The following is a 14,845-nucleotide window of genomic DNA, read 5'->3' as shown; positions in this document are numbered from 1 at the left end:
CAAACACTGGCACCTACCTACTCGAAAAGGGGAAAGCAATGCCTTTCGATCTTAAGTCTCTGCAGAAGTCCCTGAAGGATTTCGCCACCTTTGGCAAGAGCACCGCTAACCTGTTGCAGGAGCTGCCGAAGTTCTTCAGCTACTTCGGCGCTTTCAGCAAGCAGGGCGCTGACAACACCAAGGCTGCGCTCCAGCTGCCGAAGAAGACCAAGTAAGAAAACTCCGCTCCTTCAATAGAAAAAGGCAATCATCATGGAAAACTTTGCAACCGTAATCAATAACTGGACTGCGCTTTCCGGCGGCGCCACCATCACCGGTGCTCTGATCAACATGCTGAAGTCCCTCGGCAGTATGGCTGGCGACGTAGCTAACCTGATCGGTCTGATCGCTTAAGATCTCCCCGAACTTTAACGGGCTTTACCGCAGACGCGGTGGGGCCCGTTTTTGGTGTTCAGGCGGCATGTAGCAAAGCGGTGTGTGTCAAAGGGGAATAGGATGGTAGGTATGGCTGACCACAAAGACGACGAACTGCCGATGATCGACCTTGCTGCGACCGAGGGATGGGTCGTAGACGACTCGGATGAAGATGATCCGGTGCTGCTGAAGCCGGACGGAACCCCGATTGACACGTGGCGCGAACAATACCCGTACGACGAGCGTATGAGCCGCGATGAATACGAAGACCTGAAGCGTGCCCTCCAGATTGAGCTGCTGAAGTGGCAGAACTGGACTAAGGATACGGGGCAGCGTCACATCATCATCTTCGAAGGCCGTGACGCAGCCGGTAAGGGCGGCACGATCAAGCGCTTTAACGAGCACCTGAATCCGCGTGGGGCGAGGACGGTGGCGTTGGAGAAGCCGTCGCCACGCGAAAGCACCTCCTGGTACTTCCAGCGCTACATTGAGCACTTCCCTGCGGCAGGCGAGATCGTGTTCTTTGACCGCTCTTGGTACAACCGTTCCGGCGTGGAGCGTGTCATGGGCTTCTGCACCGAGTCGCAGCACGCGGAATTCCTCCGTGAGGTGCCCATGCTGGAGAATATGATCCTCGGCTCCGGCATTTCGCTTACCAAGTTCTGGTTCTCCGTAACGCAGCGTGAGCAGCGCACCCGCTTCGCCATCCGTCAGGTAGACCCGGTGCGTCAATGGAAGCTGTCGCCGATGGACCTGGCATCGCTGGATCGTTGGGACGACTACACGCGCGCCAAGGAGGAGACCTTCCGCTACACCGATACGGATGAGTCGCCGTGGATCACCATCAAATCCAACGACAAGAAGCGCGCCCGCATCAACGCGATGCGCTACATCCTGTCCAAGTTTGAATACACCAACAAAGACCATGAGCTCGTTGGCCAGCCGGACCCGCTGATTGTGAAGCGCGGCCGCGACCAGATTGGTGACTAAGGTCTAGCGTCCAACCGCCCTCTCCTTGCCCTTGTGCTGGGGGAGGGCGATGTTTTTGGGGTTGTTTTGGGAGTTGTATTGGGGCCTGAAAGCGCTCTAACGGGGTCGCAAAAAGATTTGAAAAAGTTTTGGAAAACTCTTGACTGTGGGGTGGGTATGTTTTACTGTTAGTGGTATTCCAATAGTGATGAAAGGGGGTTCTCATGACGCACCTGTTGCAGGCTTATGCTGATTCAATCGAAGCAGGTCTATCTGGTCTTGTTGCGCATCTTGAGGACCCTAACCTTGTTCACTTTGATGAAGTTCACGCGGCACTGGAGCGTGTGGAGAAAGCGTTTGCAGGCAAGGCTTTTCTAGACGCGATATTCGCCTATATATGCGAGCGTGACGGTGCTGGCCGGGTTGTCGGTTCCCCGTATGCCTCGGAATATTTGAAGCAGGTGTTGGGGCTGTCGGGTGCGGAGGCGTTTTCGCGCCTGCGTCGTGGCAAAGACTTGTTTGCGCCGCCGGAACCCCCGCCTGGGGACGATGATGGGGAGGAGTCGTCCGACGCTGGGCCCGAGGGCTTCGATTTTCCGTCGGATGCTGGGGGAGATAATGAGGGGGACCTTGGGGGAGATGCTGGCAAGAAGGCCCGGGCGCGCTCCAGTGCCCGCCAGGTGAGCGACGAGAAGGCGAGAATCATTGACCGCGCACTCAAGAACCTCATCGAGGCCGCTCAGTGTGAGCGCGCCGGCATCCTGGAGAAGGCCATGGCTGAGGCAGCGATCCGCCCGCCGGAGGACCTGCGCAAGTACGTGGACAACCTGGTGAGCCGTGCGAACCGGAAGCACAAAACATCCGACCCGAACGCAGCGTGGGACCAGCGCGCCGTGCGATTCAGTGAGAATCGCTCGACCGGGGTTCACACAATCGCCATCGACACCACGGCTGCTTTCGCTGCGCTGTTCAAAGCACAGCTGCAGGCCGGGTTGCCGACGAATAAGAACCTTCCCAATGAGAAAGAACTCAACGCCGCCGGGGTTACAGACCCGCGGATGCCATGGCACCGGCTTCACGACGAATTTGTGAACATCCTCCAGAACTGGGAGAAGTACAAGAACAAGGACCGCAAGGGTGCGGCGTCGTTGATTCTGTCCATGACCATGGATGATCTCGCGGACGCTGACCACACCGCCACGTTCCAAACCAACACTGGCATTGACCTGAACTGCCTTGAGCTAGTGCGCCTGGGCGTGGGCGGCGCGGATGACTTCATTCTCCAGTTGGACAGGGTGACGGGCGTGCCGGTGTCGCTAGGAAGGACCAGGCTTGCCGACGTCCACCAGCGCATCGCCATGCTCGCCATCCAAGGGGTGTGCGCCTGGGAAGGCTGCACCCGCCCAGTCGGTGAACTTGAAATCCACCACATCGTGGCGCACTGTCAGGGTGGAGACACTGACCTCAGCAACCTCATCGGCCTGTGCCGCACGCACCACCGGCAAAATAATGACCACCGGGACGGCAGAGATGGACGCCGCCACGTGGAACGCTGTCCGGAAACCGGGGACGTCGGGGTCCAATACTGTGACGGCTCACCACTCCGAGTCAACCAAACCACGGGCCATACCGAATCGGCGGGGTATAAGTTGCGGCACCGAAAACCAAGGGTGCCCGCAGGTGGGGTGCCCGCAAGTGGGACGCCGCCCGGTGGGGTGCCGCCCGACCCGGTGTTGTTCCCTGAGACACAGGAAGCTTCAGACGGCCCGCCGTTCTAAAACCGCGGGCAACCCAGCTTGGCCAGTACCCCAGCCTGGACATCCAGCTTGCCCACCCAGCAACCCAACACCCCAGCAGCCCAACCTGGCAACCCAGCAACCCAGCCCAGCCTGGCCGGAAGCGGCTAGCGCACGGGTTCTACTGGGTTGCCTTGCCATTGGGTGTTTGCGGGGATGGTATCGCCGCGCATAACCAATGAGCCTGGGCCGACGGTGGCGCCCGCCTCAATCGTGGCGCCCGGCAGGATGACCGAGTTGAGCCCCAAGGTGGCGCCGGCCCCCACCGTGACGGCATCCAGCGACATGACGCGGTCCTGGAACAGGTGGGTCTGCACCACGGTGCCGGGCCCCACCGTCGCGCCGGCGCCGACCGTGCACAGGTCGGTTTCGGGGAACCAGTAGGACTCGATCCAGGCGCCGCGGCCCACCTTCACCCCAAGCATCCGCAGCGCAACGTTCATGACGCCGGACCCGCCGGCCCAGTTAAAGAACCACGGCGCAGCGATCACCTCCACGAACTGGTCCTGCAGCTCGTTGAGCCAGACGAACCAGGAGTACAGGGGGTGCTCGCCAGCCTGGTGGCGTCGCACCAGCATCCACTTGAACAGCACAGTGACCAGCAGCGCCACCGCACCGACAGCCATCCACACCACGCCGCCAAGCAGCAACACCACCACAAGCAACCCAGCACCGCCCAGTAACCCAGCACCGTCGAGACCCCACGACCCGAGCAGGTCCAACACGCTTGCCACCACAAGGGCGAACAGGGCGTACAGCATGCCGTGCACCGCGGGCGCCAGCAGCCGCAGGGTTTCTACGAACCCGCGGCGCGCCTTCATGGCGAAGGTGGGTTGGAAGGTTGCGGCGCCGCCGCCCTCGGCAGCCACTGCTACTCTGCGCATCCGCTCCGGCGGCGACCCCCACCAGTTAGATTCCGGCTTCGACTTCCTGGGGGCTGAGGACAGCACCGCCACCAGTGATTTCTTCGCCAATTTCCTGCCCGGGGCGACGATGCCGGAGTTGCCTAGGAAAGCGCGCCGGCCCACGGTGGTCGGGGCGCTGTGGATCCAGCCGCCGGAGAGTTCGTAGGGGCCGAGGAGGGTGTCGTCGGCAAGAAAGGCGGAGTCGCGGACGCAACTTAACTTGGGCACCATAACCGCAGTGGAGATTTCCGCACCTTTGCCTACGGTGGCGCCCAGCGAGCGGAACCACAGTGGGGTGAGCAGGCTGGCGTAGAGGGGGAAGTGGCGGTAGATCGAGTCATCCAGCAGGCGCACCACCATCCACAGGCCAAGGCCCGGCCACGAGCGCACCGGGTGGGTGCCGGGCCGCACCGCAAGCTGCGCGAGGCGCACAAATACCCAGGTCAACAGTAGGCTGACAGTAAAGTACACCAGCCCGCCGACCGCAGCGGAGGCCACCAAGCCCAGCCGAGCGCCGGCCACCAGGAAAACGCCAACCCACACGCCGGCAACCGCCGCCGCGAACGGTAGCGCCGCCAACAGCAGTGCGGCCAGCGCGTACAGCACCTCCCAGTAGCCGCGTCGTGGCGGGCGCTGGTCGGGGAACACCGCCGCCGTCTTGCCGGACTTGCCCACCTTGCGGGCAGGCGAGCCCGCCCAGCGCGCGCCCTTCTTCACCGGTTTGACTCCAGTGACGGTGGAGCCCGCCTCCACATGGGCGCCAGCCCGGACCTCGGTGCCGCCCATGAGGGTGGAGCGGGCCCCGATGCGGGCATCAGCACCCACAAACACTGTGCCGACGTGGAAGGACGCGCCATCCAGCCAGGAGCCGGACAGGTCTACGCCCGGCTCCACGGAGGCACCCGACTCTACTGTCAGTAGTCCTGAGACCGGCGGCAGGGTCTGGAAGTCCACATTTTTGGCTACCTTGTTGCCCATCATCCGCGCCATGAGTTTGAAAAACGGGGCGCCCGAAATGTTCAGCGCGCCCGAGGCGGCCAGCCACTTCTCTGCAGCCCACATACGCAGGTGCACCGAACCACCGCGCGGGTAGACACCCGGTTCCACCCGCCCGCGGATAAACCGCGCTCCCCACGCACCAAGAGGAACCCGCCCCACTGGGGTGCAAAACAGCAACCACGCCGCCAGCAACACGCCAAAAGGCGCGACAGGGGAGAGCAGACTGAACGCCAGCAGGAACCACACCAAGGGTGTTGCCGCCCGAAGGGTGAGCACAGGCAGCAGTAGCGCCGCCTGCCTCAGGCGTACCCCCATACCAACCGGGGGCACAGAGCGTTCGCGGGTGACACTAGCAAGGGGGGCGTGGGCTGAGGGGGCGTGGTCGTCGATAAGCAAGGCAAGCGCGCCAAGCCTGGGGTGGTCATAGAGGTCGCGCACCGCGAACGTGGGCACGCGCTCGCGCAGCCTGGTGACCAGGGCGGCGGCCGCGAGCGAGGTGCCGCCGAGGGTAAAGAAATCCGCATCCGCGCCGGGAACATCCACACCTAGCACCTCAACCCACAGGCCGGCGATCCACTGCTGCGTCGGGGTAAGGCCCTCAGTAGCCGCAGTGGCCGGAAGCGGCCAGGGCAACGCCGTTTTATCCACCTTGCCGGAGGTGCGAATCGGCAGCTTGTCCATCACGTGCATTCGCGGCACCAGCGCCGCTGGCATCACCTCGGCCAACTGCGCGCGCAGCGCCGCCACATCCAGTAAGACCCCATCTTCAGGGGAGACGTAGGCCACCAGCACCTTGTCGCCGGAGCCGAGCGTTTGCACGGCCACCGCGGAGTTGTACACGCCTTCCAGCGCGGCTACATGCGCCTCAACCTCGCCCAGCTCGATGCGGCGCCCGCCGATTTTGACCTGGTCGTCGGCGCGCCCGATGAACTCCAGGCCATCGTCGCTTACCCGCACGTGGTCGCCGGTGCGATAGGCCCTGGGCCAATGCAGATCACCGGATCCCCACGAAGCGTATTTCTCCGCGTCCTTGGCCGGGTCCAGGTAGCGCGCCAGGCCGACTCCGCCGATGATTAATTGCCCATCGTCCGCAACCGCTAGATCCCAGCCGTTCAGCGCCCAGCCGATGGTCACCGGTTTGCCCGGCTCGAGGCGTGCGGCTGAGGCCACCACGGTCGCCTCTGTTGGGCCGTAGGTGTTCCACATTTCGCGGCCTTGAGAAAGCCTGTCGGCCAGCTCCTGGGAGCAGGCCTCGCCGCCCACGATCAAAAGCCGCACGTGGTCGAGTGCTTCGGCGGGCCAGAGTCCTGCCAGGGTGGGCACGGTGGAGACAACGGTGATGTCGCGGCGGATCAGCCAGGGGCCCAGGTCTTGGCCGGAGCGCACCAGTGAGCGCGGCGCCGGGACCAGGCACGCGCCGTTTCGCCAGGCTAGCCACATTTCCTCACAGGAGGCGTCGAACGCGACCGACAGCCCGGCCAACACCCGGTCATCGGGGCCTAGCGGTTCGTCCTGGCAGAACAGGCGCGCCTCCGCGTCCACAAAGGCGGCTGCCGAGCGGTGCGTTACGGCCACGCCTTTGGGGGTTCCGGTGGAGCCGGAGGTGAAAATGATCCAGGCATCACTGTCAAGCAGGGGCTCTTGCTTATCGACGCCCCCACGCACCCCCACCATCTCCAACCCCTCATCCCCAAACACCGCATCCACCTTAGCTTCGCGAAAGACCAAGGCGACGCGCTCTTCGGGGTCGTCGGCGTCGACGGGAACGTAGGCGGCCCCGACGAACAGGGTGGCCAGGATGGCGACGTACAGGTCGCGCGTGCCGGAGCGCACGCGGATGCCGACGCGGCTGCCGCGGCCGATGCCGAGTGCCTGGAATTCTCTGGCCCAGGTCTCCACCTCGGTGAGGAGTTCGGCGTAGGTGAGCACCTCACCGTCATCAATCGCTGCGGCATCCGGGTGGGTAGCGGCGGTGGCGCGGATGATGTCTACCAGGGTGCGTGGCGCAGGGGCGAGGTGGGCGCGCAGCAGGTTCGCGCCGTGTGGCGGGTCTGGCTCTGGGGCTTTGGCCGGGGAGTTTGAAGGGGTTTGTGAAGGGGAGTTTGCTGACATGTTTCCGTTGGTGCAAATCAATAGTTGAAGGTGGCAACTATAGCAGTGTGACGTGGTTTATTGTCGCTGTTTATTCTGCTTTGCGCATCTTGTGTTCGGTGGCAGCGGGGCCGGAAGTAGCCCATGTGAGCAAACTCACGATTTGAGTTTTAGGCGTTTGGGGAAGTGTTTTCCTAATGGGCTCTGAATGAAAGTGCCGGTCCCGCGACTTTGACTGATGGAAGTTAGACAACTTAGTTAGAAGAGGCCAATTAAAAGTTGGAACGTCACTTTCTCTAAGTGAAAAACTGCGTTACATTGTTATCGGCTCCGAGGAAGCATGGAGGACGCTGGGATTTCCATCTCCGTGTCTGAATGTCTCGCTCGTGAGGGTCCGTGCGGCAACCGCAGGGATCGCTGTCCAACCGGACAACTCTAGAACTCTAGGAACCTATCCAGGTTTGGGTGTTGCAAGGAATTCACTCCAGCCTCGGAGAAATTCCGTGCAGCTCCTGCCGTCGGCATTGCTGGCTAGCGGCACCAAATCAAATAGTCTCTGAAAGGCAGACATATCCATGGCAAAGACCTTCACTAAGAAGACCGCCGCAATCGCTCTTGCAGCAGGTCTCGCATTCTCTGGCTCCGCAGGCGCCGTTTTCGCACCGGTTGCTGGTGCACAGCAGATTTCTGAGATCAACGCTGAAAAGGGCTCCATCACCATCCACAAGAAGGTTGGTGCAGAAACGCATGGTAACCCGAACGCTGACGGCTCCCCGAGCGACGACGTTGCAGGGCAGCCACTGAACGGCGCTGTGTTCACTGTGACGAAGCTGAACTATGACCTGACGAAGGAAGACGAGTTCGCTGCCGCGGCTGCGCTGCAGAAGACCGCGACCGGTCTCGCTGATATTCCGGCTGACAAAATGGGTGACGTAGTTGGCACCGTTACTACTGGTGAGGGTGATAACAAGGAGGGCGAAGCCAAGCTCAGCGACCTGGATGCTGGCGTGTACTACGTCACCGAGCAGGCACCGAAGAACACTGACGAGGTCACCTACATTCCGTCCGCGCCGTTCATCGTGTATGTGCCGATGGCGGACTCCGCGAACAAGACTTGGAACCGCGACGTTCACGTATACCCGAAGAACACCGAGCTGAAGGCTACGAAGGAAGTTAAGGACGCAGATAAGAACCCTGCTGCCGAGAAGGAAGAGGATCGTACTCTCACCTACACCGTTACCTCCCCGGCTCCGGTGCTGCCGCCGAAGCGTGAGCTGACTGAGCTGAACGCTGTGGATGTCTACAAAAAGGGCGACTTTGTCAACGGCCTGAAGATTGCCAAGGTTGAGATCCAGAACTCCAAGGGTGAAACCATCAAGGAGCTCACGGAAGGCCAGGCAGGTGAAAACCAGGATCTGACCGACAAGTACGTCGTTACTGACGGTGCTGAGGAGATCAAGGATCAGGATGGCAAGGTGCTCGCCGACACCAAGCGCACCGTCACCGTGACTGATAAGAAGCTGCTGGACTCCCTGAAGCCGGGCGACAAGCTTGTTGTCACCCTCACGGGTGAAGTTCAGAAGGTGCAGCAGAACAATGAAGGCGAGGGCATTGATGACGGCGAGGTGACCAACTTCGCTCGTACCACCGGTAAGACCAAGGTCACCGGCCAGCCAGGCTTCGAGAGCAAGGAAGAGCCGTTCGAGACCCCGAATACCAGCGTTGAGTCCTACTTCGCAGCTGTTCGCGTGATCAAGTTTGAGAAGGGCGAAAACGGCGAGGAGAAGAAGCTTGATGGCGCTAAGTTCCACGTGTACTCTGTGCCGTCCACCAGTGAGTGCACGGCTACGGACAATCGCACCACGATCCAGAAGGAATTTGAGGTAACCGGCGGCGAGGCTGTCATTAACGCCCTGCACGTCACCGACTTCGTCGACGGCAAGGCTGTCACCTCTGAGGTCACGACCAACAAGTTCTGCATCGAGGAGACTGTTGCTCCGAGCGGCTTCCAGTTGGACACCACCCCGCACGAGCTGACCGTCCTCAAGAAAGATGCTCAGAACCCGACGACGGAGAACAACCTGACCTTCAGCTCTACCACCAAGGTTGAGAACAAGAAGCGCCCGGCCTTCGAGCTGCCGCAGACTGGTGGCATGGGTGTCCTGGTGATGATTCTGGGTGGCCTGGCGCTGCTCGGTGGCGGTGCTTACGCCGCACGTCGTAAGGCATAACCAAAGCCCTACGGCTTGAAGGGATAGCGCCATCCGGTGCTGTCCCATAGGGCGTACCCGCGTGGGGAGGCGTCAATAAGAAAAAGAAAGTATCCCCACCAAGTTTCTATAAAGGAGCAGCATGTCTTCGGCAGTTTCGGTTGATACCCAGCCCCAAGGGGGTGACACCCCCGGCGGCGGCGAAAAGGCGAGTTTTACTCGCCGGGTCATCGTCCCGCTGCTGATCATGCTGCTTGGCCTCGCTTTGCTGATCTACCCAGTGTTTGCCACCCAGTGGAACAACTGGCTGCAGTCGCGTGAGGCCGGCTCCTACCAGCACACCGTGACGCAGGCACGTACTCTTCAACCAGTTGAACTGGACGACGCGATCAAGGCGGCGCAGGAGTACAACATGCACTACACCGATGGGCCGGTGTTGGACCCGTGGCTGTCACGAATCTCTAAGGACAACGTGCAGTACCAGGAGTACCTGACGCAGCTGCATGATTATGACGCGATGGCGCAGGTAGCTATCCCTGCCATTGACTCGAACCTGCCGGTGTACCACGGCACGGGCGAGGACGTGCTGCAAAAAGGCGTGGGCCACCTGTTCGGCTCCGCCCTGCCGGTTGGCGGCAAGGGTAACCACACGGTGCTCACCGGACACACGGGGCTGACTAACGCCACGCTGTGGGACAACCTGATCAAGATGCGCAAGGGTGACGCGATCTACGTCAACACCTACGGCCAGATGATGAAGTACCAGGTCCATGAGATTGAGACGGTGCTGCCGAACAAGTCAGACACGCTTCGCGCCAAGCCGGGCGAGGATCTGCTCACCCTGATTACCTGCACCCCCTACGGCATTAACACTCACCGCCTGCTGGTACACGCGCACCGGGTTCCCATGGACCCTGCGGAGACAGCGGTGTTTGAAAAGTCCGGCTCACTGATGCAGTGGTGGATGTGGGTTGTACTTGTACTGTTCATTCTCGCACTCGCTGCGATTGCCTGGTGGCTGTATATGCAGCGCAGGAAAGAAACGGACCGCGCTCAGACGGCGTCGTCCACGATTGGAGATCTGAGGGTGGCGCCACGATGGCCTACGGAATAGAAAGCTCGAAGATGAAAAAGTTTGTGGCTTCTGGTGCTGCGGCGTTGATGTTGTTTGTTGCGGGGCCGTTGCTTGCGGACGCTCAGACGCGTCCTGTTAGCGGCAACGATGCTGGTATTGCTGCTGATTCGGTTGGTGCTGGTGATGAGTTGTCGTTGCAGGTGACGAAGGCGTCGGGGAATCCGTTTGATGATCAGCGTGAAGGTGAGCTTCCGCCGGGTCGACTTGCGGGTGTGGAGTTTGTGTTGTGGCGTGCTGTGGATGTTGATGTAACGACGCCGCAGGGGCGTGCGGATGCCAAGCGTGCGCGTTCGAAAGAGGAGTTTGCGGCGCTTGAGCGTGAGCGTGTGGCGTCGTTGGTTACTGATGGCGATGGTGTGGTGACGTTTCGTGGTTTGACTCCGGGGTTGTATTTCTTGGAGGAGATTGCTCCGGATCGGGATCATAATTATCACGTGTCGTCTCCGGTGTGGGTGGTGTTGCCGTTTGGTGATGCTTCGGGTCATAGTTTTGTTTCGGAGAATGTGATGGTGGTTAAGCCGTCGCCGACGATTACGCCTCCGCCGCCGACTCCGCCGAAGGTGACTGTGCCTGGGACGTCGACGGTGACGACGACGTATCCGCGGCCGTCGTTTCCGCCGCTGACGGTACCTGGGGGCTCTACGACGGTGACGCGGCCGGCGGGTCCGCCTGCGACGGTGACGCGTTCGGTGGGTACGCCTGTGACGTCGACGGTTGTGCAGGAGAAGAAGTCGGGGAGTCGTTCGGGTGATTTGGCTAGTACTGGTGCCAACGTGTGGTTTGTAGTGATTGCTGGTGTGGTGCTGATTGGTCTTGGGTTGTACCTGTCTAGAAGGAACGCGAAATGAAGCAAATGAAAAACATGTTGTCTAAGCGTTTCGCAGGAACGCCACCGAAAAATAAAGGAGCTAGAACGATGACCCAGCGTTCACACCGCCGTGTGCGGGCACTGCTGTGTTCAGTTTCTGCCGTCGGTGTTGTCATGGTCAGCGCTGTCGCGCCAACCGCATTGTCACAAACCCCAACTGCTGCGGGACAGGTGGCGGCTACTGCCACCCCGGGTGCTGGAGCGGAGCAGGTAACCAATATGTCTTCCCCCGCTGCACCAACTGCACCGGATGCGGGTGTAACCATGCCTACTCAGGCTGGTGAGACCCCCAAGGCAAGCACTGCACTTACTTCGCCTACGCCTGCTGCACCGAAACCAACGGTTCCTGCAGGAGAAAAGCCAGCCGGGCAGCGTAATGCACGCGATACGCAGAAGCCGCCGGAAGGAGACCAGTCCCGTAATTCCGCAAACGCACTGCGTTTTGGTGAGGTCGTGGTGGTTTCCAAGGGAATCAACATCGTTGGCAATCACCTATACACTCTGAGAAGCAACGTGGCTTCGGCGGACCTTGGACAAGATGAAATTATCCGCCTGGTCCGCCAGGATCTCGGTGACCCTGTAAAGGTGCTGGAAGCACGGTTTAACTCCATGCCGATCGACGTCACGGAAGACACCGAGGCTGATGGCAAGCAAACGCTGAACATCCAGCCTCCGGCGGTGGTGTCCGATTCGAACCTGGTTGAAGTAGACATTGAGGTTGATCCTGTCACCGCTCTTAGCAGCCAGACGTGGAGTTTGGAAACCGCAAGTGCGGAAAATGACACTGTTGATGCTCTTTCAAAGAGTGCGCTTTTGGAAGACGATGCGGAAGCGCTTGATGATGAGCTCGAGTTTTCCCCGGAGTTTTTGCGCAGCCAAGCTAGAGAAGCGAATGAATCGGAGTTTCCGGAGAATTTTGCGCAGCTTGAAAAAATCGAAGAGTTTATTGGTGGTCCAACTGACTTCAATAACTTTTCCATCGGTAAAAACCCGTCTTTCGTACTGACAGAAGCCGTGCCAGAAGAAGATGATGGCAAGGTAGCGATTATGAGGTTCACGTTTAAAGTGGACGGTCTGTCCGCTTTGCATGGGCCATTCGATTCCCTCAAATTCAATCCTCGAGGTTGGTTTAACCTGGCAAGGGGCGCCACGCTGGAAGGCCTGCCATATTTGTGGCTCAACGATAATAAGGAAACGAACCCGGAAAAATCTCTGTCGCAACAGACAAAAAATGGTCGTGCCTGGGTTAGGCACAGCGTCGACAAGAAAACGGAAGAGGATGAATGGTATTCCACCCACTTCTTAATACCAGGGAACAGGCCGCAGATTAAGAACGGTGACACCTTTACCGTTCGGTACAAGCTGACACGTGACTACGAGGCGAAGGTAGATTCTGGGCTGTCTGGAACCCCAACATCCCACACATACTGGGTGAACACGTATGACGAATTTACTCGGTATGATTTTTCCGATGATTTCAAGACCATTAAGGTTGGCCGGCAATTCCCCGCTCAAAAGAAATACGGCGATATCGCGGTCACTCCGGATGGCAAAGAACTCTACGCTGTGGAGTTTGTAGCAAGTTTCGGATCCTGGGTGATGGACAAATACGATGCTCGTACGGGCGCTCTTATAGGTCGTAGTTCCTTTAAACTCGGGGCGTTGGAAGCCAGCGATGGTGATGGTGGCCCGCAGCTAAATGCCTTGACCTTCGACCACGACGGTAAGTTGATTTTCTCCACGCCAAAGAAAAATAACATTTGGAAAATGGATCCTTCCTGTCTGAAAGATCCGGCATTGAAATCCACGTGTGAGCTTGGTAAAGATATTGAAAAACTGGACCTAAAATGGCCTAAAGTGCCAGGTGGTTGGTTTGGCACAGAGCGACAGTTAACTTCGGCAGGTGACTTCATTGTTGGACCTGACGGGAGTTTGTTTGGTGCTGGCACTACAGATGCTGCGAATTCGGAGAGTCCGTCCATCCTTGTCCACTGGCCGGCTAAGGAGCCTGGTAATCCGGCAGCAGGACGTGCTGAAGAAGGAATCGTGATAGGAGAGCTTCCTCGCCCAACATATGGCATGGGACGCTTCGGTGACTTCATTCTTTCGACACAAACCAACGAAACTCATACAACCAGGGCAAATTCGGGTCTTGTGTGGTCCCAGATTGTTCCGGACGGAAAAGGAGGCTACACAGTCGAAGGCGAACCTCTGGAGGCAACTGTGGAAAGCACTGCGTACGGTATTTTTAAACCCGGTGAATCCCTATGGGGAGCTACCTCGGTTTATGATGCCGGACCGTATAATGAGCTCATTCTGAAGATTGAGAAAGAGGTAGTCGGGGATCGCCTTGCCCCAACTGACCAGTTTGAACTTGGAGCGTTTTTAGAGAACTCACCATTCACAAACTCTCGCTCCTATTCAATGCCCCCTGTTTTCGCTACAACCCCGGAGACTGGTCTCCAAAAAGAAGTTTCGTACAACTTTGTTAAACCTGGGCTGGAGTATGGAATTTTTGAAGGGTTCCGCACCGCAACGCCCGAGGGCGAGCGTAAGAGCATGACGAAGGAGAACGCGGAGAAGTACAGAACATCTCTGAAATGTGTTGAAGGTGATACCTGGTCTAAGGACGGCAACGAAGTGCCAACAGAAGCACTGTCTGGTCTGACCGACAAATCTGACCGTGAGAGCAAGCTGACAATCCCAACCACCCCTGGCTTGAAAGCTGTGACGTGTAGGTTCATAAACTCGACTGAACCGGAAGAGCATCCTTCGCTGGCCCTGTTCAAGGCGGCCGAGACAACCGGCCAAAACAAGGTGGAGCTGCTTTGCGGAGCGAAGTTCGAGCTTTATGAAAAGGATGAAACGCAGCCAGGTCACCGTGGCAAGAAGGTCACAGACATTGAGCCCAACCCAGAGAAGGGCTACTCCGTTGACGGGCTTGAATATGACAAACGCTACATCCTGGTGGAGACTCAGGCCCCAGATGGCTACCTCGTGCTGACTCCGACCATTGAATTTGCCATTGTGCGTGGCAAGGACGGCAAGCCTGAGCTGAAACTCTTCGAGCAGCCGACTGAGGGCGGCGTGGTGCTGCTTCCGGGTGACCCGAATGCTCAAGAAGTGAAAGAACCCGGGGACGTTGTTGGTGTGGCCATGACGGTGCTCAACGTTGAGCAGCCTCAGTTGCCGAAAACTGGAGGCCCCGGTGTGCATCGTATGATCGCTCTCGGCGTGATGGTGCTTGCCTTCGGAGGCATGTCTATGGCTCACACTTCCGGCACCCGGAGGCGAGTGCGGCCCTAAACAGCAGCACATCGCAGCAACCAAACAGCGAAAGCAGAAGGCATGAAGGAGGCTGGGGTACTTGGTATCGAAGGAAGTTATCCGTCTCGATCTCCTAGCACCCTAGAACCTCACTGCAACTTCGGAGTACTCCCTGCAGTCGCCGCTTCTAG

The 14,845-nt window shown here is 59.2% G+C and carries 9 protein-coding genes; 8 read left to right on the top strand and 1 reads right to left on the bottom strand.

Going from position 1 to position 14,845, the window contains the following annotated elements; genetic code table 11:
* The first annotated feature begins 38 nt into the window (after positions 1-38).
* The 4 genes from HMPREF3101_RS12190 to HMPREF3101_RS10055 all read left to right on the top strand — a co-directional run bounded on the left by HMPREF3101_RS12190 (position 39) and on the right by HMPREF3101_RS10055 (position 3,161).
* Positions 39-215: a hypothetical protein gene (locus tag HMPREF3101_RS12190; protein ID WP_168160189.1), complete on the top strand. Its 177-nt coding sequence runs from the start codon at positions 39-41 to the stop codon at positions 213-215.
* Between the two features lie 37 nt (positions 216-252).
* Complete coding sequence (locus HMPREF3101_RS12185) at positions 253-393, top strand: hypothetical protein (RefSeq protein ID WP_168160188.1); 141 nt, start codon at positions 253-255, stop codon at positions 391-393.
* 111 nt (positions 394-504) lie between these two features.
* Entirely contained in the window at positions 505-1,404 is a 900-nt protein-coding gene (ppk2, locus tag HMPREF3101_RS10060) for a polyphosphate kinase 2 (protein ID WP_052206094.1), read from the top strand.
* Between the two features lie 203 nt (positions 1,405-1,607).
* Complete coding sequence (locus HMPREF3101_RS10055; protein WP_070465135.1) at positions 1,608-3,161, top strand: HNH endonuclease signature motif containing protein; 1,554 nt, start codon at positions 1,608-1,610, stop codon at positions 3,159-3,161.
* A gap of 125 nt (positions 3,162-3,286) precedes the next feature.
* Here the strand turns inward: HMPREF3101_RS10055 and HMPREF3101_RS10050 are convergent, their stop codons facing one another.
* Positions 3,287-7,195 carry a Pls/PosA family non-ribosomal peptide synthetase gene (locus tag HMPREF3101_RS10050; RefSeq protein ID WP_083280211.1) on the bottom strand — a complete coding sequence of 1,303 codons (3,909 nt, stop codon included), beginning with the start codon at positions 7,193-7,195 and terminating at the stop codon, positions 3,287-3,289.
* Between the two features lie 554 nt (positions 7,196-7,749).
* On the opposite strand from HMPREF3101_RS10050, the gene HMPREF3101_RS10045 reads away from it, so the two are divergent.
* From HMPREF3101_RS10045 to HMPREF3101_RS10030, 4 genes are all read left to right on the top strand, one after another.
* Entirely contained in the window at positions 7,750-9,405 is a 1,656-nt protein-coding gene (locus HMPREF3101_RS10045) for a SpaH/EbpB family LPXTG-anchored major pilin (protein ID WP_070465132.1), read from the top strand.
* Positions 9,406-9,526: 121 nt separating this feature from the next.
* On the top strand, positions 9,527-10,498 hold the full coding sequence (locus tag HMPREF3101_RS10040) for a class C sortase (protein ID WP_083280210.1): 972 nt from the start codon (positions 9,527-9,529) through the stop codon (positions 10,496-10,498).
* Between the two features lie 11 nt (positions 10,499-10,509).
* A complete protein-coding gene (locus HMPREF3101_RS10035; protein ID WP_070465129.1) occupies positions 10,510-11,367 on the top strand; it encodes a prealbumin-like fold domain-containing protein in 858 nt (285 codons plus the stop codon).
* Positions 11,364-14,693 (top strand): SpaA isopeptide-forming pilin-related protein, encoded by a 3,330-nt coding sequence (locus tag HMPREF3101_RS10030; RefSeq protein WP_141737436.1) that lies wholly within the window; start codon positions 11,364-11,366, stop codon positions 14,691-14,693. The genes HMPREF3101_RS10035 and HMPREF3101_RS10030 overlap by 4 nt, the downstream gene beginning before the upstream one ends.
* Positions 14,694-14,845: the final 152 nt, after the last annotated feature.

This window comes from Corynebacterium sp. HMSC29G08, from assembly GCF_001806875.1.
Taxonomy (GTDB): domain Bacteria; phylum Actinomycetota; class Actinomycetes; order Mycobacteriales; family Mycobacteriaceae; genus Corynebacterium.
Note: the sequence above shows the minus strand (reverse complement) of the source record. Positions and strands in the feature narration are given on the sequence as shown.

Bases quoted from the DNA above. Each gene is read 5' to 3' on its own strand.
- ppk2 (WP_052206094.1), top strand. From the start codon at position 505: ATGGCTGACCACAAAGACGACGAACTGCCGATGATCGACCTTGCTGCG.
- HMPREF3101_RS10055 (WP_070465135.1), top strand. From the start codon at position 1,608: ATGACGCACCTGTTGCAGGCTTATGCTGATTCAATCGAAGCAGGTCTA.
- HMPREF3101_RS12190 (WP_168160189.1), top strand. From the start codon at position 39: ATGCCTTTCGATCTTAAGTCTCTGCAGAAGTCCCTGAAGGATTTCGCC.
- HMPREF3101_RS10030 (WP_141737436.1), top strand. From the start codon at position 11,364: ATGAAGCAAATGAAAAACATGTTGTCTAAGCGTTTCGCAGGAACGCCA.
- HMPREF3101_RS10045 (WP_070465132.1), top strand. From the start codon at position 7,750: ATGGCAAAGACCTTCACTAAGAAGACCGCCGCAATCGCTCTTGCAGCA.
- HMPREF3101_RS10040 (WP_083280210.1), top strand. From the start codon at position 9,527: ATGTCTTCGGCAGTTTCGGTTGATACCCAGCCCCAAGGGGGTGACACC.
- HMPREF3101_RS12185 (WP_168160188.1), top strand. From the start codon at position 253: ATGGAAAACTTTGCAACCGTAATCAATAACTGGACTGCGCTTTCCGGC.
- HMPREF3101_RS10050 (WP_083280211.1), bottom strand. From the start codon at position 7,195: ATGTCAGCAAACTCCCCTTCACAAACCCCTTCAAACTCCCCGGCCAAA.
- HMPREF3101_RS10035 (WP_070465129.1), top strand. From the start codon at position 10,510: ATGAAAAAGTTTGTGGCTTCTGGTGCTGCGGCGTTGATGTTGTTTGTT.